We start from the raw sequence: 21704 nt of genomic DNA, 5'->3' as shown, positions 1-21704 counted from the left end.
CTATAAATCGGCGATGCGCTCGCGCTGCTCGGCGAGTTTGCCGAGGGCCTGTTCGGCCTCGGCCAGTTTGGCCCGCTCCTTGTCCAGCACCTCGGCAGGCGCCTTGGCGACGAAGCCCTGGTTGGCCAGCTTGCCGCCGACCCGCTGGACTTCACCTTCCAGGCGCTGGATTTCCTTGTCCAGGCGCGCCAGTTCGGCGTCCTTGTCGATCAGCCCGGCCATCGGCACCAGCACTTGCATGTCGCCAACCAGGGCGGTGGCGGACATCGGCGCCTGTTCGCCGGCGGCCAGTACCCGAACCGATTCCAGCTTGGCCAGCTTGTTCAGCAGCGGCAGGTTATCGGCCAGGCGGCGTTGATCTTCGTCGCTGGCATTCTGCAGGATGATGTCGATGCGCTTGGCCATGGAGATTTTCATCTCGCCGCGGATCTGCCGCAGTCCCAGCATCAGCTGCTTGACCCACTCGATGTCGCCTTCGGCGGCAGCGTCGATGCGGCTCTCGTTGGCCACCGGCCAGGCCTGCAACATGATGGTCTCGCCATCGACGCCGGCCTGGGTCTTGATCCGCTGCCAGATTTCTTCGGTGATAAAGGGCATGAACGGGTGGGCCAGGCGCAGCGCCACTTCGAGCACGCGCACCAGGGTGCGGCGGGTGCCGCGCTGGCGGGCCAGTTTATAGGCGTTCTCGGTCGCCTCCGGCGTCCTGCCTTCGGCGACACTCGTACTTCCCTGTACAGCGTCCCACAGCACCGGCTTGACCAACTCCAGGTACCAGGCGCAGTACTCGTTCCAGATGAATTCGTACAAGGCTTGCGCCGCCAAATCGAAGCGGAAGGCATCGAGCTGGCGAGTGACCTCGGCTTCGGTGCGCTGCAGGGCCGAGATGATCCAGCGATCCACCGAGGACAGCTCGACCGCTTCGTCATTGATACCGGTGTCCTGGCCATCGGTGTTTTCGAGGACGAAGTTCGCCGCGTTCCAGATCTTGTTGCAGAAGTTGCGGTAACCCTCGACCCGGCCCATGTCGAACTTGATGTCGCGACCGGTGGAGGCCAGCGCCAGGTTGGTGAAGCGCAGGGCGTCGGTGCCGTAGGCGGCGATGCCCTCGGGGAATTCGGCGCGGGTCTGCTTGGCGATTTTCTCGGCCAGCTTGGGCTGCATCATGCCGCTGGTGCGTTTGGCCACCAGGGCTTCCAGGTCGATGCCGTCGATGATGTCCAGCGGGTCGAGCACGTTGCCCTTGGACTTGGACATCTTCTGGCCCTGGCCATCGCGCACCAGGCCGTGCACGTACACGGTCTTGAACGGCACTTGCGGCGTGCCGTCCTGGTTCTTCATCAGGTGCATGGTCAGCATGATCATCCGCGCGACCCAGAAGAAGATGATGTCGAAGCCGGTGACCAATACGTCGGTGGGGTGGAAGGTCTTGAGGTATTCGGTTTGCTGCGGCCAGCCGAGGGTGGAGAAGGTCCACAGGCCGGAGCTGAACCAGGTGTCGAGGACGTCTTCGTCCTGGCGCAGCGCAACTTCGGCGCCGAGCTTGTGCTTGGCGCGTACTTCAGCCTCGTCGCGGCCGACGTAGACGTTGCCGGCTTCGTCGTACCAGGCCGGGATGCGATGGCCCCACCACAGCTGGCGGCTGATGCACCAGTCCTGGATGTCGCGCATCCAGCTGAAGTACATGTTCTCGTACTGCTTGGGCACGAACTGGATGCGGCCGTCTTCCACCGCGGCAATGGCCGGTTCGGCCAGCGGCTTGGTGGAGACGTACCATTGGTCGGTCAGCCAGGGCTCGATGACGGTGCCGGAGCGGTCGCCTTTCGGCACTTTCAGCGCATGCGCGTCGATGCCTTCCAGCAGGCCGGCGGCCTCGAAGGCGGCGACTATCTGCTTGCGCGCCTCGAAGCGATCCAGGCCGGCGTACTCGGCGGGCAGGCGGGCGTCGATCACACTGTTGACGCTGCCATCGACGTTGAACACCTGAGCCGTGGCCAGCACGGCGGCGTCTTTGTCGAAGATGTTGAGCAGCGGCAGGTTGTGGCGCTTGCCGACTTCGTAGTCGTTGAAATCATGGGCCGGGGTGATTTTCACGCAGCCGGTGCCGAACTCCGGGTCGCAATAGTCGTCGGCGATGATCGGAATGCGCCGGCCAACCAGGGGCAGCTCGACGAAGGTGCCGATCAGCGCCTGGTAGCGTTCGTCGTTGGGGTTTACCGCGACGGCGCTGTCGCCGAGCATGGTTTCCGGGCGGGTGGTGGCGACGATCAGGTAGTTCTTGCCGTCAAGCGTTTGGTTGCCGTCCGCCAGCGGGTAGCGCAGGTTCCACAGGTTGCCTTTCTCGTCGTGGTTTTCCACTTCCAGATCGGAAATCGCCGTGTGCAGTTTGGTGTCCCAGTTGACCAGACGCTTGCCGCGGTAGATCAGACCGTCCTGGTGCAGGCGCACAAAGGCTTCCTTGACCGCCTCCGACAGGCCGTCGTCCATGGTGAAGCGCTCGCGCGACCAGTCCACCGAGCTGCCCAGGCGACGGATCTGCCGGGTGATGGTGCCGCCGGACTGTTCCTTCCACTCCCAGACCTTTTCCAGGAATTTTTCCCGGCCCAGATCATGCCGGCTGATGCCCTCGGCGGCCAGTTGGCGCTCGACCACCATCTGCGTGGCGATGCCCGCATGGTCGGTGCCTGGTTGCCACAGGGTGTTGCGGCCCTGCATGCGGCGCAAACGGATCAGCGCATCCATGATCGAGTTATTGAAACCATGGCCCATGTGCAGGCTGCCGGTGACGTTCGGCGGCGGGATCATGATGGTGTAGGGCTGGCCCGACCCCTGCGGAGCGAAGTAGTTGTTCGTCTCCCAGTTCTGGTACAGGGCGGTTTCAATGGCGTGCGGCTGGTAGGTCTTGTCCATGCGCGGCGGGACCCTTATGACGGCTGATCGGAAAAGCCGGCAAGTATAACGCTTATGAGCGCAAGCCATAAGCGTCAGACCGTCAATCCGGATGGCGTCGAGCGCAGGTTCGTAGCCCGGATGCAATCCGGGGATGCTTGTGCAAACGTTCCCGGATTGCGCCAAGGCCTGCTCTATAAATTCAGGCGGGCTACAGGTGCCCTCGCTACTTGCGCGGCGGCAGCAGGCGACTCAGGCGGGCTTGCAGGCGGCGCTTCAGCTCGGCTTCGATCTGTGGCACGAAGTCGTCGATCACATCCTGCAGAATCAGCTGGGCGGCGGCGTGCAACTCGTTGTCCAGGCGCTTCAATTCGCTGTCGCGATTGAGGGTTTGCTGGATGCTGCTGTGCAGGCCTGCCGCTTGGGCGGGCGGGGCGATCGGCGGATGCTCCGGTGCCGGCAGCGGGCTGACGATATCCGAGAGCAGGGGAATGCTGTCCGGGTCGATCGAGTCGGTCAGCAGTGGCGGATCCAGGAGTTCGTCGCCCAGCAGTTGGCGGATCGACTCGAGGTCGTCCAGCAGATGGGTGGGCTTTTGCGGGAGTTTTGGCGTGTCCATGGTGCAGAACTTAAAGTTCGACTCGTTTCGGATCATAACCGCGTTCGCGGTAACTGCGGAAATTCTCCCGGCAGGCGGTCAATAGATCGGGCTCTTGGTTGACGATCTCGATCACCCGGCTGAAACGTTCGACAAAGGGCGAAAGGCTCGGGTTCAGGTTGATCAGCACGCCTTGCTGGCTGCTCGGTTCCTCGTCCAGGCCAATCACCACCGGTGCTTGCGGATCATCCTGATGCAACGTGTGCGGCACGAATGCTTCGGCCTTGAAACGCCAGAGAAGTTCGTCGAGCTCAGTGCATTGCGCGCTGTCGCACCCGCGCAGAAACACCGGCAGGCCATGGCGCCAGGCTTTCATCGCCAGTTGGCAGGCCGCCCGCAGGCGGTCTGCCGGGGCGGCGGAGGAGAGGACGTAAAACTCGATGCGCACAATCGGTCTCCAGATTACGTAGGAGCGGGCCATGCCCGCGAAGTCACGATCGCGGGCATGGCCCGCTCCTACAGGATGGCAAGGGCCGAGGCCCTGGCGCATGTCGTGTCAGCTGGCAACCTTGTCGCTGCGATCCAGCAGGTACTGGGTCAGCAGCGGCACCGGCCGGCCGGTCGCGCCTTTTTCCTTGCCGCCGCTGATCCAGGCGGTGCCGGCGATGTCCAGGTGCGCCCAGTGGTACTTCTTGGCGAAGCGCGAGAGGAAGCAACCGGCGGTGATGCTGCCGGCTTTCGGCCCGCCGATGTTGGCGATGTCGGCGAAGGGGCTGTCCAGCTGTTCCTGGTATTCGTCGAACAGCGGCAACTGCCAGGCGCGGTCGTCGGCGGCCTGGCCGGCGCCGAGAAGCTGCTGCAGCAGTTCGTCGTCGTTGCCCATCAGGCCCGAGGTATGGCCGCCCAGGGCGACGATGCAGGCGCCGGTCAGGGTGGCGATATCGATCACCGCCTGCGGCTTGAAGCGCTCGGCGTAGGTCAGGGCGTCGCACAGCACCAGGCGGCCTTCGGCGTCGGTATTGAGGATCTCCACGGTCTGCCCGCTCATGCTGGTGACGATGTCGCCGGGACGGGTGGCGCCGCCGCTGGGCATGTTCTCGGCGCAGGCCAGCAGGCACACCAGATTGATCGGCAGTTGCAGCTCGAGCACGGCCTTGAGGGTGCCGAAGACGCTGGCGGCGCCGCACATGTCGTACTTCATCTCGTCCATGCCCTGGCCGGGCTTGAGGCTGATGCCGCCGGTATCGAAGGTGATGCCCTTGCCGACCAGGACGAAGGGCTTGTCGGTTTTCTTGCCGCCCTGGTAGTTGAGCACGATCAGCCGCGGTGGCTGCTCGCTGCCCTGGGCCACGGCGAGGAAGGCGCCGGCACCGAGTTCCTTGAGCTTTTTCTCGTCGTGAATCTCGACCTTGAGGTTCTTGTAGGCCTTGCCCAGGGCCTTGGCCTCTTCGGCCAGGTAGCTGGGGTGGCACAGATTCGGCGGCAGGTTGCCGAGATCGCGGGTGAACGCCATGCCGCCGGCAATCGCCTGGGCATGCTGGGTCGCGCGCTCGACTTCGGCCTGGTCGGGCTTGTCGCTGAGCAGGATCAGCTTCTTCAAGGCCTTGACCTCGGCCTTCTCGCTCTTGAAACGGTCGAACTGGTAGCCGCCATCGGCCAGGGTTTCCACCATCAGGCGGGCCTTGCCGTAGGCGTTGCGGCCTTTGACCTGGACTTCGCCCAGCGCCAGCACGGCATCGCTGCCGCCCAGGGTCTTCAGCACGGCATACACTGCAGCGATCATTTTGCGCAGTTGGCGGTCTGAGAGTTCAGCCTCCTTGCCGCTGCCGACCAGCAGCACACGCTCGGCCTTGAGGCCCGGCAGGTTGTGCGCGAGCAGGGTCTGGCCAAGTTTGCCGGCCAGGTCGCCGCGCTTGAGCAGGGCGCTGATTGCGCCTGCGCTGGCGTTATCAATTGCTTTCGCCGTCTCGCCGAGCCTGTGGCCTTCGCCGACGGCGATGACCAGGGTGGCGGTTTTCAGGGTTTCCGGGCGAGTGCTTTTGACAATAAATTCCATGGCGTGGTGTTCCCAAGACAATGAGTCGATATTGCAGGATAATGCCGGCTATTTTCGATGGTTCGTCTGTGTGCGAACCGGCAAACAGTGCGGCTAGTGTGATCGTAGCCGCCTGAGCCTGACAACCCTGGAGTGTCTGGTTTGATCGTGTTCCGTTATTTGTCTCGTGAAGTGCTGGTGACCTTGAGTGCGATGAGTGCCGTACTCCTGGTGATCATAATGAGTGGCCGTTTCATCAAGTACCTGGCGCAGGCGGCCCAAGGATTGCTGGATCCGGGCGTGTTGTTGATGATCATGGGCTTTCGCCTGCCGGGCTTCCTGCAGCTGATCCTGCCGCTGGGGATGTTTCTCGGCATCCTGCTGGCCTATGGCCGGCTCTACCTCGACAGCGAGATGACCGTACTCTCGGCCACTGGCATGAGTCAGCGGCGTTTGCTGGCTTACACCCTGGCGCCGGCGCTGGTGGTGGCGCTGTTGGTCGCCTGGCTGAGCATGGGTCTGGCGCCGCAGGGGGTGGCGCAGGTGGCGAAAATTCTCAATGAGCAGGATGCCTTGACCGAATTCGATACCCTGGTGCCTGGGCGTTTCCAGGCCATGCGGGATGGTTCGCGGGTGACCTATACCAAGGAGCTGTCGCCAGACCGCGGCGAGTTGGCGGGCATCTTTATCTCCGAGAAACGCTTTTCCCGTGCGGGCGGCAAGGAGCGCGGGATCACCGTGCTGGTGGCGGAGCGCGGACGTCAGGAAATTCAGGCCGATGGCAGCCGTTATCTGATTCTGCAGAACGGCTACCGTTACGACGGCAACCCAGGGCAGGCCGACTACCGGGCGATTCAGTACGACACCTATGGCGTGCTGTTGCCCAAGCCATCGGTTAGTGGCGAGATCAGCGAGCGTGAGGCCGTGCCAACCCGAGAGCTGATCGGCAGTGACAATCCGCGCTTGCAGTCCGAATTGCAGTGGCGCCTGTCGCTACCGCTGCTGGTCTTCGTGGTTACCCTGTTGGCGGTGCCACTGTCGCGGGTCAATCCACGGCAAGGGCGTTTCCTCAAGCTGCTCCCGGCAATTCTCTTGTATATGGCTTACCTGGCTCTGTTGATCGCTGCGCGCAGCGCCCTGGACAAGGGCCGAATTCCTCAGGAGTTGGGGTTGTGGTGGGTGCATGGAGTGTTTCTGTTGATTGGTCTTGCGTTGCTCTATTGGGAACCGTTGCGCCTCAAGTGGGCGAGTCGCCGTGCCGGGTCGGGGGTGGCTCATGCTTAAATTGGATCGTTACATCGGCACCCAGGTGTTTTTCGCGATTCTCACCGTACTGGGGGTCATCGTCGGTCTGGCCTTGTTGTTCGCCTTTATCGATGAGATGGGCGATGTCGAGGGGGGGTACGGCCTGCAGGAAGCCGCCTGGTACGTCTTCTTGACCCTGCCGCGACGGGTGTACGAGATGTTGCCGATGGCGGCCTTGATTGGCTGCCTGATCGGGCTGGGCAGTCTGGCCAGTAACAGCGAGTTGACCGTCATGCGCGCCGCCGGGGTTTCGATCGGGCGCATCGTCTGGGCGGTGATGAAGCCGATGCTGGTGTTGATGCTGGTCGGCATTCTGATCGGCGAATACCTGGCGCCCTGGAGCGAAAACCGGGCCCAGGCCGACCGCGCCATGGCTCAGGGCGGTGGCGAGGCGCAGAGTTCCAGGCGCGGCTTGTGGCATCGTCAAGGCGAGGAGTTCGTGCATATCAACGCGGTACAGCCCAACGGCGTGCTGTTCGGTGTGACCCGTTACCGCTTCGATGAGCAGCGCCACATGCTGTCATCCAGTTTTGCCCGGCGCGCGCAGTTTCAGGGCGATCACTGGCAGCTGGAGAATGTGGCGACCACGCATTTCCGCGAGCGCAGCACCGAGGTGGTAAACGCGCCGAATGAGCGCTGGGATGTCGAGCTGAACCCGCAGTTGCTCGGTACCGTGGTGCTGGAGCCTGAGGCGTTGTCGGTAACCGGGCTGTGGCGCTATATCCACTACCTGGCCGAGCAGGGTTTGAATAATGGCCAGTACTGGCTGGCATTCTGGAGCAAGGTGCTGCAGCCGGTGGTGACTGCCGCGCTGGTACTGATGGCGATATCCTTCATCTTCGGCCCGTTACGCTCGGTAACCCTGGGCCAGCGGGTCTTCACCGGGGTGGTGGTGGGCTTCGTGTTCCGCATCGCCCAGGATTTGCTCGGGCCTTCCAGCCTGGTGTTCGGTTTCTCGCCCTTGTTTGCCGTGCTGATCCCGGCGGCGGTTTGCGCCCTGGCCGGTGTCGGCCTATTGCGTCGCGCCGGCTAGCAGGCCGTTGAAAAACTACCTACGTTGCCGATACGGCGTTAAAAACAGGCTCGGAATGCTCATTTACAGCTCGTAAACTCCGCTTCCTCGCCTGTTTTTGCCTTGTCTCGGCTGCCTCGCCTACGTTTTTCAGCGGCCGGCTAGTTTGCGTGGTCGATCAAAAGCCGGCGTTGAGCCGGCTTTTTCGTTTGCCGTGTGCTACTGCTTGGTCTTGTGAGTGTTCTTCGGCAGTTGCACCGTGCGACTGCTGGAGTAGATGTCATGCCAGCTGCGCTTCTGCTTGTCCCAGAGCACCCAGAAAAACCCCAGGCCCAGGCACAGCCAGGAGGCAATGGCGACCAGGAAACGCAGCAATGCCTGCCATAGGCTAATGGCCGTGCCGTCAGTGTTCTCGATGCGAATGCCCCATACCTGCATGCCCAGCGTCTGGCCGCTGTGCGTCCAGAATTTGCCAAAGAAGCCAAACAGGCTGAGCACCAGCAGGGTGGACAGTAAGGGGTCGCCATCCAGTGCGCCTGAGTCGGAGAGCTGTTTGAGCCGTGTTTCGCCGTAGAAGCCCATCAGGATCAGCTTGTAGGCAAAGGTCACCACGATCAGCAGCGCCAGACACAGCAGAAAGTCATAGAACGCGGCGGCCAGGCGGCGAATTAACCCGGCAGGGGGGAAGTCGCCCTGCGGACGCAGCAGGTGTTTGGGCATGGTGGGCTCTTTGCTCGGTCGGACTGGCGGAATGGAGAATCACAATGCGGCATCGCTAAGCCTAAAAAGACGATGTCCCGGCGACGTATTACATGCGGGGCGGCGCTTTTGCAGGCTGTGGTCGGGGCCAACAGGTAACGCTGACATGGCCATAAAAAAGGCTATGTCCCAATGATGTGTTGCAGGCGCGATCTCTTGTAGGAGGCGCGACCCCGCGGCGAATGCAGCCCGCAGGGCTGCCTGCCCATCGTTTCGTGGATACAGCAAAAGCTCGCCCCGAGGTCGGGCCTCCTACGAACCGTAGGCAGTTCGCGCCTGGTGATACAACACCTAACGGGTACAGAACCATAAAAAAACCCCCGACGTTGCCATCAGGGGTTCTTCAGAACCGCAGGGTTATTCCTGGACTTGAACTTGGTCAGCCTGCATGCCTTTTTGACCTTGTACCGCCACGAAGCTGACTTTTTGGCCTTCTTTCAGGCTCTTGAAGCCGTTGCCCTCAATCGCGCGAAAATGCACGAATAGATCCGGGCCGCTTTCTGGAGTGATGAAACCAAAACCCTTCTCGTCGTTAAACCACTTGACGGTACCGTTCTGACGATTCGACATAGTTTATATCCTTGAAACTAGAGTTGATGACAGCCTCCAAACAATAGAGGGCTGAGACAGACTGGTTGCAAGGAGTAAGGCGACGTCGAGCGGGATGTAGCGGATCCGGATGATCTACTGCACCAGATCATGATTTGCGGCGACCCATGCAAACACAGTGGAAAGCACTCTACGCTAACTCAAAGGCAAATGCCAACCCCCGCAGGGCCTGTGTTTCAGCCGTAATGCAGGTGGTTCTGAATGATCGCAAGAAGCGTTTTGGCAACGTGCTTGCCGGTGCATGAGCGTGCAGTGCAAGCCGTTGTTGTCTGTTGCTTGAGGCGCTAAAGCAACGATAGAGATATATGGTGCCCCGGGGGAGACTCGAACTCCCACTTCTTTCGAAAACGGATTTTGAATCCGCCGCGTCTACCGGTTCCGCCACCGGGGCACAATGGCGGCGAAGTATAGGGAGCGCTTTGCTATTGGTCAATCCACTTGCGTGGTCAGATTGCACTATTTCCGGTAAGCTTTGCCGCCCTGCTAGACGACCCCTCCAAACATGCGCGTTGCCGACTTTGATTTCGAGCTGCCTGACGCTCTGATTGCCCGCCATCCGCTCGCCGAACGGCGTGCCAGCCGCTTGCTGGCGCTGGATGGGCCCAGTGGTGCGCTGGCGCACCGTCAGTTCAGCGATCTGCTGGAGTATCTGCGCCCCGGCGACTTGATGGTGTTCAACAACACGCGGGTAATCCCTGCACGTCTATTCGGTCAGAAGGCCTCTGGCGGCAAGCTCGAAGTGCTGGTCGAGCGGGTGCTGGACAGCCATCGGGTGCTGGCCCATGTGCGTTCGAGCAAATCGCCCAAGCCGGGTTCGATGATTCTGCTCGATGGCGGCGCTGAGGCGCAGATGCTGGCACGGCATGACGCGCTGTTCGAGTTGCGCTTTGCCGAAGAGGTTTTGCCGTTGCTCGAGCGGGTCGGTCATATGCCGCTGCCACCTTATATAGATCGCCCGGACGATAGCGCCGACCGCGAGCGTTATCAGACCGTGTATGCCGAGCGTGCCGGTGCGGTGGCGGCACCGACCGCGGGTTTGCATTTCGATCAGGCGTTGCTGGCGAGCATTGCCGGGATGGGGGTCGCGAGCGCTTTCGTGACCCTGCATGTCGGCGCCGGTACTTTTCAGCCGGTGCGGGCCGAGCACGTCGAAGATCACCACATGCACAGCGAGTGGCTGGAGGTCGGTCAGGAGGTGGTCGATGCCGTGGCGGCCTGTCGTGCCCGTGGCGGTCGTGTGGTGGCCGTGGGTACCACCAGCGTGCGCTCGCTGGAGAGTGCGGCGCGCGATGGTGTACTCAAGGCATTCAGCGGGGACACCGACATCTTTATCTACCCGGGCCGGCCGCTGCATGTGGTCGATGCCTTGGTGACCAATTTCCATTTGCCGGGGTCGACCTTGTTGATGCTGGTCTCGGCGTTCGCCGGTTACCCCGAAACCATGGCGGCCTATAAAAGTGCGGTCGCCGAAGGCTATCGCTTTTTCAGTTATGGCGACGCCATGTTCATCACCCGCAACCCCGCGCCACGCGGGCCAGAGGATCACCTATGACGCGCACCTGCCGGATGTCTTTCGAATTGCTGGCGACCGATGGCAAGGCGCGGCGCGGGCGCATTACCTTCCCGCGCGGGGTGGTGGAGACGCCGGCATTCATGCCGGTGGGCACCTATGGCACGGTCAAGGGCATGTTGCCGCGTGACATCGAGGCAATAGGCGCGCAGATGATCCTCGGCAATACCTTTCACCTGTGGCTGCGCCCCGGCACCGAGGTGATCAAGCGTCACGGCGATCTGCATGACTTCATGCAGTGGCAGGGGCCGATCCTTACCGATTCCGGTGGTTTTCAGGTGTTCAGCCTGGGGGCGATGCGCAAGATCAAGGAGGAGGGGGTGTACTTCGCCTCGCCGGTGGATGGCGCCAAGGTGTTTATGGGGCCGGAAGAGTCGATGCAGGTGCAGCGCGATCTGGGCTCGGACATCGTGATGATCTTCGACGAATGCACCCCGTATCCGGCCGAATTCGATGTGGCCAAGCGCTCCATGGAGCTGTCGCTGCGCTGGGCCAAGCGCTCGAAGGAGGCGCATGGCGACAACACGGCGGCGCTGTTCGGCATCGTTCAGGGTGGCATGCATGAGGAGCTGCGCATGCGTTCGCTGGAGGGCTTGAATGCGCTGGATTTCGACGGCTTGGCGATTGGCGGCCTGTCGGTCGGCGAGCCCAAGGAAGAGATGATCCGCGTGCTGGATTACCTGCCGGCCCTGCTGCCCGCCGATAAGCCGCGTTACTTGATGGGCGTGGGCAAGCCAGAAGATCTGGTCGAGGGTGTGCGCCGCGGTGTGGACATGTTCGATTGCGTGATGCCGACGCGCAATGCGCGCAATGGCCATCTGTTCGTCGACACCGGCGTGCTGAAAATCCGCAATGCTTTCCACAAGCAGGATGATTCGCCGCTGGATCCAACTTGCGACTGTTACACCTGCCAACATTTCTCCCGCGCCTATCTGCATCATCTGGATAAGTGCGGCGAAATGCTGGGTAGCATGCTGAATACAATCCATAACTTGCGTCACTATCAGCGGCTGATGGCTGGTTTGCGCGAGGCTATTCAACAGGGTACATTGGCCGCCTTTGTCGCTGCCTTCTATGCCCGGCGTGGCCTGCCGGTTCCGCCGCTGGACTGATAATCATCGTTTTCGAGTAGTTTCCAACAGGAGTGTTAAATGAGCTTTTTGATCCCTGCCGCTTATGCCGATGCCGCCGCCCCCGTGGGCGCTGCTGGTTCTGGTTTCGAGTGGGTGTTTCTGGTCGGCTTTCTGGTCATCTTCTATCTGATGATCTGGCGTCCCCAGGCCAAGCGCGCCAAAGAGCACAAGAACCTGCTCGGCACCTTGCAGAAAGGCGATGAAGTGGTGACCAGCGGCGGTATCGCCGGCAAAGTGGCCAAGGTCAGCGATGACTTCGTGGTGCTGGAAGTGTCCGACACGGTCGAGCTGAAGATTCAGAAGGTAGCCATCGCCGCGACCCTGCCCAAGGGCACGCTGAAAGCTATTTAAGCTTCACACTCTTACCATCCGACGGGGCGCTTAAGGCGCCCCGCGTCATAACGGGCGGCGTCATGCTCAATAAGTTTCCCCTCTGGAAGTACCTGCTGATCCTGGCTGTGCTGGCGATCGGCTTTCTTTATTCCGCGCCCAACCTGTATCCAGATGATCCGGCCATCCAGATCAGCGGTAACAGCACGGCCATGCGGGTCGAGCAGGCTGATCTGGAGCGCGCCAGCCGTGCCCTGCAAGAGGCCGGGATCGCGGTCAAGGCTTCGAGTCTGGCTGCGCAAGGCCGTGCCGGCCTGCTGCGCTTGACCAGTCAGGCCGATCAGTTGCCGGCCAAGGACGTGGTGCGCAGGGCTTTGGGTGAAGAGTTCGTGGTCGCCTTGAACCTCGCGCAAACCACTCCGGACTGGTTGCGCAGCGTGGGGGCGGGGCCGATGAAGTTGGGCCTGGATCTGTCCGGTGGCGTGCATTTCCTCTTGGAAGTGGACATGGACAAGGCTCTGGATGCGCGGCGCAAGGTCTACGAGGGTGAGGTCAAGAGCATGCTGCGCAAGGAGCGCGTGCGCTACCGCAGCCTGCCCGAGCTCAACGGCGCGATTCAGTTGGGCTTCGTCGACGAGGCGACCCTGGAAAAGGCTCAGGGGCTGATTCGTAAGGAGTTCTCCGATTTCGAGTTGAACTCCACCGAACGCAGCGATTTGCAAGTGCTGCGCCTGACCCTGACCCAGGCCAAGCTCGCGGAAATTCGCGAATATTCGATCAAGCAGAACCTGACGACCGTGCGTAACCGGGTCAACGAGTTGGGCGTGGCCGAACCGCTGGTTCAGCGTCAAGGTGCCAACCGCATCGTGGTTGAGCTACCGGGTGTGCAGGACACCGCCGAGGCCAAGCGCATTCTGGGCAAGACGGCCAACCTCGAGTTTCGTCTGGCTGCCGACGTCGATGCCTCGCGAGCCTCGACCGAGGCCTTCGAGTTCCGTGAGGAGGGGCGCCCGCCGGCGCAGTTGGAGCGCGAGCTGATCATCACCGGTGACCAGGTGACCGACGCCCAGGCCAGCTTCGATGAGAATGGCCGTCCGCAGGTCAACATCCGTCTGGATGGCCATGGCGGCGAGCTGATGAATCGGGCGACGCGCAGCAATGTCGGGCGCAGCATGGCGGTGATCTTTATCGAGCAAAAGCCGACCGTGCGTTACTTGCGTCAGGTTGTCGATGGCGTAGAGAAAGAAGTCGCCGTCCAGAGTTTCATCGAAGACAAGCGCATTATCAGCCTGGCGACCATTCAGTCGCCGCTGGGCAGCCAGTTCCGTATTACCGGTCTCGACGGCCCGGGTGAGTCGACCGAGCTGGCGTTGCTGCTGCGTGCCGGCGGCTTGGCGGCGCCGATGTACTTCGCCGAAGAGCGCACCATCGGCCCGAGCCTGGGGGCCGATAACATTGCCAAGGGGGTCGATGCCGCGCTCTGGGGCATGCTCTTCGTCTCGCTGTTTATCATTGCCATTTACCGCGTCTTCGGCGTGCTGGCGACCATTGCCCTGGGCTTCAACATGGTGTTGCTGCTGGCGCTGATGTCGCTGATGAGTGCCACTCTGACGCTGCCGGGGATTGCCGGTATCGTGCTGACCATGGGCATGGCGGTGGACGCCAACGTGCTGATCTTCTCGCGGATTCGCGAGGAAATCGCCAATGGCATGTCGGTGCAGCGAGCCATTCATGAGGGCTTCGACCGCGCCTACTCGGCGATTATCGACGGTAACCTGACCACGCTATTGGTCGGTGGCATTTTGTTCGCCATGGGTACCGGTCCGGTCAAAGGCTTTGCGGTGACGCTGTCGCTGGGCATCCTCACTTCGATGTTCACTGCCATTCTGGTGACTCGTGCGATGGTCAACTTGAGCTTCGGCGGGCGCGACCTGAAGAAGTTGTGGATTTAAGGGGCTGAGATGAGTCGTGTAATTAACTTCATGGGCATACGCAATATTGCGTTTGCTATCACCGTGGTCGTGACCTTTATTGCGTTGGGCAGTTTGGCGCTTAAAGGCCTTAACTTCGGTCTGGATTTTACCGGCGGTACGCAGATCGAACTGGCCTATGAGCAGCCGGCAGACCTCGGCAAAATTCGCCAACAGCTGGCGGGTGCTAATTATGGCGATGCCGTGGTGCAGAGCTTTGGCGCGACTACCGAGGTGGTCGTGCGGATGCAGGGCGATGATCCGGAGTTGGGGAATAAGGTCGCCACGGTTCTGCAGCAGTCAGGCGATAGGCTGCAGGTGAAAAAGGTTGAATTCGTCGGCCCGCAGGTCGGCGAGGAACTGCGCGATCAGGGCGGTCTGGGCATGCTCCTGGCGCTGGGTGGGGTCATGCTCTACCTGGCCTTCCGTTTTCAGTGGAAGTTCTCCATGGGCGCCTTCGTCTCGCTGGTGCATGACGTCATCGTCACCCTGGGGGTTCTGTCGTTTTTCCAGATCACCTTCGATCTCACGGTGTTGGCGGCGTTGTTGGCGATCATCGGTTATTCGTTGAATGACACCATCGTGGTGTTCGACCGGGTGCGTGAGAACTTCCGCGTGCTGCGCAAGGCCGATTTGATCGAAAACATCAATATCTCCACCACGCAAACCCTGCTGCGCACTCTGGCTACTTCGATTTCCACCTTGTTGGCGATTGGGGCTTTGTTGGTCTTTGCGGGAGATAACCTGTTCGGCTTTGCCTTTGCGTTGTTCGTTGGCGTGCTGGTGGGTACTTATTCGTCGATTTATATCTCCAACGTGGTGTTGATCTGGCTCAACCTGACGGTCGAGGATCTGATTCCGCCGGTGGCGACTGAAGAGGTCGACGAGCGGCCCTGAGTCTGTCGCGGTTCTGGCGGGGCGGCTTGAACGGGTGTTGAACTTGCGCCGGGTCGCTCCTGTCCAACGGCGAGGAGATTGGGCGCCATGCGCCTGATAAGCGAAAATCAGGAGTTGCCATGAACAAATCAATGCTCGTTGGTGCGGTGCTGGGTGCTGTTGGGGTTACGGCGGGCGGCGCCGTCGCCACTTACAGTCTGATAAGTGGCCCCGAGTACGCGGAAGTGCTTGCCGTGCAACCCGTCAATGAAACGATCAAGACGCCGCGCGAGGTCTGCAAGGACGTCACTGTGACCCGGCAGAAGCCGGTGCAGGATCAGCATAAGATTGCCGGAACGGCGATTGGGGCGGTGGTCGGCGGTTTGCTGGGTAATCAGGTGGGCGGCGGCACCGGCAAGAAGATCGCCACCGTGGCCGGTGCCGTTGGCGGCGGTTATGCCGGCAACAAGGTGCAGGGCAACATGCAGGCCGGTGACACCTATACCACCACTGAAACCCGCTGCAGCACGGTGACCGACACCAGTGAGAAAGTGGTCGGTTATGACGTCAAGTATCAGTTGGATGGCAAGGAGGGGCGGGTGCGTATGGCCAGCGATCCGGGCCGGCGGATTCCAGTCAAGGATGGGCAGTTGGTCTTGACTGAGACGGTTCAGTAACCCTGCAAATGGAAAAGCGTCCTGCGGGGCGCTTTTTTTGTGGCTAATAAAAAACCGGCCGAGGCCGGTTTTTTAGTTGTCGCCTGATCAGCGTTTCATTGAGGCGGAAAGATGCGGCTGGATGGCCGTCAGAACCGCTTTGAAGCACTTGGTGTTGCCGGCGACGATCTGGCCTTTCTCGAGGAATTCGTGGCCGCCGGTGAAGTCGCTGACCAGGCCGCCTGCTTCCTGGATCAGCAGGGCGCCGGCGGCCATGTCCCATTCGGACAGGCCGAACTCCCAGAAGGCATCGAAGCGGCCTGCGGCCACGTAAGCCAGATCCAGGCTGGCGGCACCGGCGCGGCGGACGCCGGCGGTTTGGCCGACCAGGTTGCGGAACATACCCAGGTAGTTTTCCAGGTTGTCGAGCTGGCTGTCGCGGAACGGGAAGCCAGTGCCGAGCAGGGCGCCGTCCAGGCTCTTGCGTGAGCTGACGCGCAGGCGGCGGCCGTTGAGGGCGGCGCCGCGGCCGCGGCTGGCGGTGAATTCTTCTTGGCGCACCGGGTCGATGACCACGGCGTGCTCCAGTCGGCCGCGGTATTTGCAGGCCAGGCTGACGGCGAAATGCGGCACGCCGCGGATGAAGTTGGTGGTGCCGTCCAGCGGATCGATGATCCACAGGTAGTCGGCGCCATCGCCGCTGCCTTCGATCAGGCCGCCTTCCTCGCCGAGGAAGCTGTGGGTCGGATAAGCTTTGCGCAGGGCCTGAATGATCAGTAGCTCGGCAGAGCGATCGATTTCGGTCACGTAATCCTTGGCATCTTTCTCGTCGACCGAGATGACGTCCAAGCGTTCGATCGAGCGGAAAATCATTTCACCGGCGCTGCGGGCCGCGCGCAGGGCGATATTCAGCATGGGCTGCATGGGCGATTCACCTGGGTCGTTAAAGAAAGCCGGCCATATTAGCAGAAAAGACTGGTGGATGAAGTGCCGTCTGTGTCTTGCATGGCATTACCTTGGGTGGTTCTGTAAGCTTTGCTGCCCTTGGCTGTCCATGTGAGCGCTTGCGTTGCTGCAAAATATTCGAGTGGTTTTGGTCAATACCAGTCATCCCGGCAATATCGGCGGTGCCGCGCGCGCCATGAAAAACATGGGGCTGTCGCGGTTGGTGCTGGTCGACCCGCTGGACTTTCCCAGTGGCGATGCGGTGGCTCGGGCCTCGGGTGCGACTGATATTCTCGAGGCCGCGCAGGTGGTCGGCACGCTGGAAGAGGCGCTGGTCGGTTGCAGCCTGGTGTTGGGCACCAGTGCGCGCGATCGGCGCATTCCCTGGCCGTTGCTCGATCCGCGCGAGTGCGGGTTGGCCGCGTGCGAGCAGTCGATGCAGGGCGCCGAAGTGGCCCTGGTGTTCGGTCGTGAGTACGCCGGCCTGACCAACGAGGAGTTGCAGCGTTGCCAGTTTCACGTGCACATCCCGTCCGACCCGGAGTTCAGTTCATTGAATCTGGCGGCGGCGGTGCAGGTCTTGGCATACGAAGTGCGCATGGCCTGGTTGGCGGCGCAGAATCGGCCGACCAAGACCGCTAAGCTGGAAACCACCGCGATGCTCAGTGTGCAGCCGGTGACGGCGGATGAGCTGGAGTCCTTCTATGTGCATCTGCAGCTCGCTTTGGTCGAGATCGGCTTTCTCGACCCGGCCAAGCCGCGGCATTTGATGAGCCGCTTGCGGCGCCTGTACGGGCGTAGTGGTATCAGTAAGCTGGAAATGAATATCTTGCGCGGCATTCTGACGGAAACCGTCAAGGCGGCGCGTGGTGAGCACCATAAGCAGGGGAAAACTGATGTTTGAGCGCATGCGGGAAGATATCCAGGGCGTATTCCATCGCGATCCGGCGGCGCGCAATGCGCTTGAGGTGGTGACCTGCTACCCGGGTCTGCATGCGGTCTGGCTGCATCGTTTGGCCCATGCGCTGTGGACGTCCGGTTGGAAGTGGTTGGCGCGGGTGGTGTCCAATCTGGGGCGCTGGCTGACCGGGATCGAGATCCATCCGGGGGCGAAGATCGGTCGGCGCTTCTTCATTGACCATGGCATGGGCATCGTCATCGGCGAGACGGCCGAAATCGGCAACGATGTCACCCTGTATCAGGGCGTGACCCTGGGTGGCACCAGTTGGAACAAGGGCAAGCGCCATCCGACGCTGGAAGATGGCGTGGTGGTCGGTGCGGGCGCCAAGGTGCTCGGGCCGTTCACGGTGGGGGCGGGGGCGAAGATCGGCTCCAATGCGGTGGTGACCAAGGAGGTGCCGGCAGGCGCGACTGCCGTCGGCATTCCCGGGCGGATCATCGTCAAGGTGGATGATGAGCAGGCGGCCAAGCGCCAGGCCATGGCGGAGAAGCTGGGTTTCGATGCCTACGGTGTCGGTCAGGACATGCCGGATCCGGTGGCGCGGGCCATTGGTCAGTTGCTCGATCACTTGCAGGCGGTCGATGGGCGCCTGGAAGGTATGTGCAAGGCGCTTAATGAGTTGGGAAGCGACTACTACGCCAAGGAGTTGCCGGCGTTGCGTGATGAGGACTTCGTCGGCGTGTGCAAGGATCAGGATGGTAAGCCTGAGGCTTGATGCGTCTGGGCGAGCGGTTTGCTATGCTGGGCCGCCTCCGGTTGCGGCTAATCCCGAGTAAGGCGCTGGGTCTTATAGTTGACTTAAATACTCGGGAATTGCATACTCGCGCCAAATCGTGATTCTGTGGTAATCCTCCATGCGACTGACCACCAAAGGCCGTTACGCCGTTACCGCCATGCTGGACTTGGCGCTGCATGCGCAGCATGGGCCGGTGTCCCTGGCAGACATTTCCGAGCGTCAGGGGATCTCCCTTTCATACCTCGAGCAACTGTTTGCCAAGCTGCGTCGGGGCAATCTGGTTTCCAGTGTGCGTGGTCCGGGTGGCGGTTATCAGCTGGCGCGCGATATGCGGGGCATTCAGGTGGTTGAGGTGATCGATGCGGTCAACGAGTCGGTCGATGCCACGCGCTGTCAGGGGCTGGGCGATTGCCATGACGGCGACACCTGCTTGACCCATCATTTGTGGTGCGACCTGAGCCAGCAGATTCATGCGTTCCTCAGTGGTATTAGTTTGGCTGATCTGGTGATGCGCCGCGAAGTGCAAGAAATCGCGCAGTGCCAGGATCAGCGCCGCAGCAATGGCAGGATGCTGCACCAGGATAAAATTGAAGCATCCTCTGTCGATTGAGCGTGGGGTGCCGGTCCGTGTGGCCAGAAACCTGATTAGGAGAGAGTCAATGAAATTGCCGATTTACCTCGATTATTCCGCCACCACCCCGGTCGATCCGCGTGTGGCGCAGAAAATGAGTGAGTGCTTGCTGGTCGATGGCAACTTCGGCAACCCGGCGTCGCGCTCCCATGTGTTCGGCTGGAAGGCCGAGGAAGCTGCTGAAACCGGCCGTCGTCAGGTCGCCGAGTTGGTCAATGCCGACCCGCGCGAGATTGTCTGGACCTCCGGTGCCACTGAGTCGGATAACTTGGCGATCAAGGGTGTTGCGCATTTCTACAGCGGCAAGGGCAAGCACATCGTCACCTCGAAGATCGAGCACAAGGCGGTGCTGGATACCACCCGCCAGTTGGAGCGCGAAGGCTTCGAGGTGACCTACATCGAGCCGGGCGAAGACGGGCTGATTACGCCGGCCATGGTCGAGGCGGCGCTGCGCGAGGACACCATTCTGGTGTCGATCATGCATGTGAACAACGAAATCGGCACCATCAACGATATCGCTGCCATCGGCGAGCTGACGCGTGCGCGCGGCGTGTTGTTCCACGTCGATGCGGCGCAGTCCACCGGCAAGGTGGCGATCGATCTAGAAGCGCTCAAGGTCGACCTGATGTCCTTCTCGGCACACAAGACCTACGGCCCCAAGGGGGTTGGTGCGCTCTACGTGCGGCGTAAGCCGCGTGTGCGCCTGGAAGCCCAGACCCATGGCGGCGGCCATGAGCGCGGCATGCGCTCCGGTACCCTGGCGACTCACCAGATCGTCGGTATGGGCGAAGCTTTCCGTATCGCCAAGGAAGAAATGGCCCAGGAAAACCAGCGCATCAAGGCCTTGCGTGATCGCTTCTTCGAGCAGGTCGACGGCCTGGAAGAACTGTATGTCAACGGCAGCATGACCTCGCGGGTGCCGCATAATCTCAATCTCAGCTTTAACTATGTCGAAGGCGAGTCGTTGATCATGGCGCTCAAGGATCTGGCGGTGTCGTCGGGTTCGGCCTGTACTTCGGCTTCGCTGGAACCCTCGTACGTATTGCGCGCCCTGGGCCGTAACGACGAGCTGGCGCACAGTTCGATCCGTTTTACCTTCGGCCGTTTCACCACCGAGGAAGAGGTCGACTACGCCGCGCAAAAGGTTCGCGAGGCGGTCACCAAGCTGCGCGAATTGTCGCCGCTGTGGGATATGTTCAAAGAGGGTGTGGATCTGTCCAAGGTCGAGTGGGCGGCACACTAACAGGCCGTTGAAAAACGTAGGCGAGGCAGCCGAGGCTAGGCAAAAACAGGCGAAAAAGCGCAGTTTACGAGTTGTAAATGAGCATTTTGAGCCTGTTTTTAACGACGCATCGGCAACGCAGGTAGTTTTTCAACAGCCTGCTAAAGCTGCCGTCGAGCAGCCCCTGATGTGAGAGAGGAATACCAGCATGGCTTACAGTGAAAAGGTCATTGACCACTACGAAAATCCGCGCAACGTCGGCAAGATGGACGCACAAGACCCGGACGTCGGTACCGGCATGGTCGGTGCGCCGGCGTGTGGCGACGTCATGCGTTTGCAGATCAAGGTCAACGAGCAGGGGGTGATCGAAGACGCCAAGTTCAAGACCTATGGCTGCGGTTCCGCGATCGCTTCCAGCTCCCTGGCCACCGAGTGGATGAAGGGCAAGACCCTGGATGAGGCGGAAACCATCAAGAACACCCAGCTCGCCGAAGAATTGGCGTTGCCGCCGGTGAAAATTCACTGCTCGGTACTCGCCGAGGACGCCATCAAGGCGGCCGTGCGTGATTACAAGCAGAAGAAAGGTTTGCTCTAAGGAGGTTGTCGATGGCTATCAGCATGACCGAAGCTGCCGCTCAGCATGTGCAGCGTTCGCTTGAAGGGCGTGGCAAGGGTGAGGGTATTCGCCTGGGTGTTCGCACCACTGGCTGCTCTGGCCTGGCTTATGTGCTGGAGTTCGTCGACGCGGCCGCCAGCGAAGACCAGGTGTTCGAGAGCCACGGGGTCAAGGTGATTATCGACCCCAAGAGTCTGGTGTACCTCGACGGCACCGAGTTGGACTTCGTCAAGGAAGGTTTGAACGAAGGCTTCAAGTTCAACAACCCTAACGTACGCGGCGAGTGTGGCTGCGGCGAAAGCTTCAACATCTGAGGCATTTGTGGGTAGTCCTTGTCATTTTGCCTTGTTCGATCTGCAGCCGGGTTTCCGTCTGGATCTTGACCAGTTGGCCGTGCGCTATCGCGAGCTGGCGCGCAATGTCCACCCGGATCGCTTCGCCGATGCCTCTGACCGTGAGCAGCGCTTGGCGCTGGAACATTCGGCCAGTCTCAATGAGGCCTACAGCACGCTGAAAAGTGCGCCCAAGCGTGCGCGTTATCTGCTGGCATTGAGTGGGCCGGAGTTGCCTCTGGAGGTCACGGTGCAAGATCCGGACTTCCTGCTGCAGCAGATGCATTGGCGCGAAGAATTGGAAGACCTGCAGGACAGCGCCGACTTGCTGGGCGTGGCGACGTTCAAGCGCCGGCTGAAGATTGCCCAGAATGAGTTGAACGAAAGCTTTGCCGTTTGTTGGGATAATCTGCAGCGTCGCGCCGAGGCCGAGCGCCTGATGCGCCGCATGCAGTTTCTCGACAAGCTTTCCCACGAGGTGCGCCAGTTGGAAGAGCGCCTCGACGATTAACCTGGCGCCGC

Annotated in this window: 22 protein-coding genes and 1 tRNA gene; 15 read left to right on the top strand and 8 right to left on the bottom strand. The window is 61.2% G+C overall.

Annotation, left to right across the window (positions count from 1 at the left end; genetic code table 11):
• From P8H27_RS01000 to P8H27_RS00985, 4 genes are all read right to left on the bottom strand, one after another.
• A complete protein-coding gene (locus P8H27_RS01000) occupies positions 1-2907 on the bottom strand; it encodes a valine--tRNA ligase (RefSeq protein WP_289634749.1) in 2907 nt (968 codons plus the stop codon).
• A 205-nt stretch (positions 2908-3112) separates the two neighbouring features.
• Positions 3113-3505: a DNA polymerase III subunit chi gene (locus P8H27_RS00995; RefSeq protein ID WP_289634748.1), complete on the bottom strand. Its 393-nt coding sequence runs from the start codon at positions 3503-3505 to the stop codon at positions 3113-3115.
• A gap of 10 nt (positions 3506-3515) precedes the next feature.
• Positions 3516-3935: a DNA polymerase III subunit chi gene (locus P8H27_RS00990; protein ID WP_289634883.1), complete on the bottom strand. Its 420-nt coding sequence runs from the start codon at positions 3933-3935 to the stop codon at positions 3516-3518.
• A 105-nt stretch (positions 3936-4040) separates the two neighbouring features.
• The gene (locus P8H27_RS00985) at positions 4041-5540 is read right to left on the bottom strand and encodes a leucyl aminopeptidase (protein WP_289634747.1); all 1500 of its coding nucleotides are present in this window, start codon (positions 5538-5540) and stop codon (positions 4041-4043) included.
• 141 nt (positions 5541-5681) lie between these two features.
• Here P8H27_RS00985 and lptF point away from each other — a divergent pair, with 141 nt between their 5' ends.
• On the top strand, positions 5682-6803 hold the full coding sequence (gene lptF / locus P8H27_RS00980; RefSeq protein ID WP_289634746.1) for an LPS export ABC transporter permease LptF: 1122 nt from the start codon (positions 5682-5684) through the stop codon (positions 6801-6803).
• Entirely contained in the window at positions 6796-7857 is a 1062-nt protein-coding gene (lptG, locus tag P8H27_RS00975; protein WP_289634745.1) for an LPS export ABC transporter permease LptG, read from the top strand. Before lptF ends, lptG begins: the two co-directional genes overlap by 8 nt.
• 198 nt (positions 7858-8055) lie before the next feature.
• Here the strand turns inward: lptG and P8H27_RS00970 are convergent, their stop codons facing one another.
• The 3 genes from P8H27_RS00970 to P8H27_RS00960 all read right to left on the bottom strand — a co-directional run bounded on the left by P8H27_RS00970 (position 8056) and on the right by P8H27_RS00960 (position 9595).
• Entirely contained in the window at positions 8056-8556 is a 501-nt protein-coding gene (locus P8H27_RS00970) for an RDD family protein (RefSeq protein WP_289634744.1), read from the bottom strand.
• A 396-nt stretch (positions 8557-8952) separates the two neighbouring features.
• On the bottom strand, positions 8953-9165 hold the full coding sequence (locus tag P8H27_RS00965) for a cold-shock protein (RefSeq protein ID WP_010486675.1): 213 nt from the start codon (positions 9163-9165) through the stop codon (positions 8953-8955).
• Between the two features lie 345 nt (positions 9166-9510).
• Positions 9511-9595: transfer RNA gene (locus P8H27_RS00960), tRNA-Leu, on the bottom strand.
• A gap of 111 nt (positions 9596-9706) precedes the next feature.
• Here P8H27_RS00960 and queA point away from each other — a divergent pair.
• The 6 genes from queA (at position 9707) to P8H27_RS00930 (ending at position 15760) form a co-directional block, all read left to right on the top strand.
• Positions 9707-10756: a tRNA preQ1(34) S-adenosylmethionine ribosyltransferase-isomerase QueA gene (gene queA / locus P8H27_RS00955; protein ID WP_289634743.1), complete on the top strand. Its 1050-nt coding sequence runs from the start codon at positions 9707-9709 to the stop codon at positions 10754-10756.
• A 14-nt stretch (positions 10757-10770) separates the two neighbouring features.
• Positions 10771-11886, top strand: coding sequence for a tRNA guanosine(34) transglycosylase Tgt (tgt, locus tag P8H27_RS00950; RefSeq protein WP_289634882.1), 1116 nt, complete (start codon positions 10771-10773; stop codon positions 11884-11886).
• 39 nt (positions 11887-11925) lie between these two features.
• Entirely contained in the window at positions 11926-12258 is a 333-nt protein-coding gene (yajC, locus tag P8H27_RS00945; protein WP_289634742.1) for a preprotein translocase subunit YajC, read from the top strand.
• Between the two features lie 62 nt (positions 12259-12320).
• Positions 12321-14189, top strand: coding sequence for a protein translocase subunit SecD (gene secD, locus P8H27_RS00940; protein WP_289634741.1), 1869 nt, complete (start codon positions 12321-12323; stop codon positions 14187-14189).
• 9 nt (positions 14190-14198) lie between these two features.
• Positions 14199-15104: a protein translocase subunit SecF gene (secF, locus tag P8H27_RS00935; RefSeq protein WP_289634740.1), complete on the top strand. Its 906-nt coding sequence runs from the start codon at positions 14199-14201 to the stop codon at positions 15102-15104.
• A 119-nt stretch (positions 15105-15223) separates the two neighbouring features.
• Positions 15224-15760, top strand: coding sequence for a glycine zipper 2TM domain-containing protein (locus P8H27_RS00930; protein ID WP_289634739.1), 537 nt, complete (start codon positions 15224-15226; stop codon positions 15758-15760).
• Positions 15761-15847: 87 nt separating this feature from the next.
• Here P8H27_RS00930 and suhB read toward each other — a convergent pair whose 3' ends face one another.
• Positions 15848-16663: an inositol-phosphate phosphatase gene (suhB, locus tag P8H27_RS00925; protein ID WP_289634738.1), complete on the bottom strand. Its 816-nt coding sequence runs from the start codon at positions 16661-16663 to the stop codon at positions 15848-15850.
• A 145-nt stretch (positions 16664-16808) separates the two neighbouring features.
• Between suhB and trmJ the strand changes: the two genes are divergently transcribed.
• The 7 genes from trmJ to hscB all read left to right on the top strand — a co-directional run bounded on the left by trmJ (position 16809) and on the right by hscB (position 21693).
• Positions 16809-17588 carry a tRNA (cytosine(32)/uridine(32)-2'-O)-methyltransferase TrmJ gene (gene trmJ / locus P8H27_RS00920; RefSeq protein WP_289634737.1) on the top strand — a complete coding sequence of 260 codons (780 nt, stop codon included), beginning with the start codon at positions 16809-16811 and terminating at the stop codon, positions 17586-17588.
• Complete coding sequence (gene cysE, locus P8H27_RS00915; protein WP_289634736.1) at positions 17581-18360, top strand: serine O-acetyltransferase; 780 nt, start codon at positions 17581-17583, stop codon at positions 18358-18360. The genes trmJ and cysE overlap by 8 nt, the downstream gene beginning before the upstream one ends.
• Before the next feature lie 139 nt (positions 18361-18499).
• A complete protein-coding gene (gene iscR / locus P8H27_RS00910; protein ID WP_289634735.1) occupies positions 18500-18991 on the top strand; it encodes a Fe-S cluster assembly transcriptional regulator IscR in 492 nt (163 codons plus the stop codon).
• 49 nt (positions 18992-19040) lie between these two features.
• Complete coding sequence (locus P8H27_RS00905; RefSeq protein ID WP_289634734.1) at positions 19041-20255, top strand: IscS subfamily cysteine desulfurase; 1215 nt, start codon at positions 19041-19043, stop codon at positions 20253-20255.
• 187 nt (positions 20256-20442) lie between these two features.
• On the top strand, positions 20443-20829 hold the full coding sequence (iscU, locus tag P8H27_RS00900) for a Fe-S cluster assembly scaffold IscU (RefSeq protein ID WP_090442874.1): 387 nt from the start codon (positions 20443-20445) through the stop codon (positions 20827-20829).
• Positions 20830-20840: 11 nt separating this feature from the next.
• A complete protein-coding gene (iscA, locus tag P8H27_RS00895; RefSeq protein ID WP_289634733.1) occupies positions 20841-21164 on the top strand; it encodes an iron-sulfur cluster assembly protein IscA in 324 nt (107 codons plus the stop codon).
• A 7-nt stretch (positions 21165-21171) separates the two neighbouring features.
• The gene (hscB, locus tag P8H27_RS00890; RefSeq protein ID WP_289634732.1) at positions 21172-21693 is read left to right on the top strand and encodes a co-chaperone HscB; all 522 of its coding nucleotides are present in this window, start codon (positions 21172-21174) and stop codon (positions 21691-21693) included.
• The last annotated feature ends 11 nt before the right edge of the window (positions 21694-21704 follow it).

The organism is Pseudomonas sp. sp1636 (assembly GCF_030376615.1).
Classification (GTDB): Bacteria; Pseudomonadota; Gammaproteobacteria; order Pseudomonadales; family Pseudomonadaceae; genus Aquipseudomonas.
Note: the sequence above shows the minus strand (reverse complement) of the source record. Positions and strands in the feature narration are given on the sequence as shown.

Coding starts and splice junctions, on each gene's coding strand:
- P8H27_RS01000 (WP_289634749.1), bottom strand. CDS start 2,907: ATGGACAAGACCTACCAGCCGCACGCCATTGAAACCGCCCTGTACCAG.
- P8H27_RS00995 (WP_289634748.1), bottom strand. CDS start 3,505: ATGGACACGCCAAAACTCCCGCAAAAGCCCACCCATCTGCTGGACGAC.
- P8H27_RS00985 (WP_289634747.1), bottom strand. CDS start 5,540: ATGGAATTTATTGTCAAAAGCACTCGCCCGGAAACCCTGAAAACCGCC.
- lptG (WP_289634745.1), top strand. CDS start 6,796: ATGCTTAAATTGGATCGTTACATCGGCACCCAGGTGTTTTTCGCGATT.
- P8H27_RS00970 (WP_289634744.1), bottom strand. CDS start 8,556: ATGCCCAAACACCTGCTGCGTCCGCAGGGCGACTTCCCCCCTGCCGGG.
- P8H27_RS00965 (WP_010486675.1), bottom strand. CDS start 9,165: ATGTCGAATCGTCAGAACGGTACCGTCAAGTGGTTTAACGACGAGAAG.
- queA (WP_289634743.1), top strand. CDS start 9,707: ATGCGCGTTGCCGACTTTGATTTCGAGCTGCCTGACGCTCTGATTGCC.
- tgt (WP_289634882.1), top strand. CDS start 10,771: ATGTCTTTCGAATTGCTGGCGACCGATGGCAAGGCGCGGCGCGGGCGC.
- yajC (WP_289634742.1), top strand. CDS start 11,926: ATGAGCTTTTTGATCCCTGCCGCTTATGCCGATGCCGCCGCCCCCGTG.
- secD (WP_289634741.1), top strand. CDS start 12,321: ATGCTCAATAAGTTTCCCCTCTGGAAGTACCTGCTGATCCTGGCTGTG.
- secF (WP_289634740.1), top strand. CDS start 14,199: ATGAGTCGTGTAATTAACTTCATGGGCATACGCAATATTGCGTTTGCT.
- P8H27_RS00930 (WP_289634739.1), top strand. CDS start 15,224: ATGAACAAATCAATGCTCGTTGGTGCGGTGCTGGGTGCTGTTGGGGTT.
- suhB (WP_289634738.1), bottom strand. CDS start 16,663: ATGCAGCCCATGCTGAATATCGCCCTGCGCGCGGCCCGCAGCGCCGGT.
- cysE (WP_289634736.1), top strand. CDS start 17,581: ATGTTTGAGCGCATGCGGGAAGATATCCAGGGCGTATTCCATCGCGAT.
- iscR (WP_289634735.1), top strand. CDS start 18,500: ATGCGACTGACCACCAAAGGCCGTTACGCCGTTACCGCCATGCTGGAC.
- P8H27_RS00905 (WP_289634734.1), top strand. CDS start 19,041: ATGAAATTGCCGATTTACCTCGATTATTCCGCCACCACCCCGGTCGAT.
- iscU (WP_090442874.1), top strand. CDS start 20,443: ATGGCTTACAGTGAAAAGGTCATTGACCACTACGAAAATCCGCGCAAC.
- iscA (WP_289634733.1), top strand. CDS start 20,841: ATGGCTATCAGCATGACCGAAGCTGCCGCTCAGCATGTGCAGCGTTCG.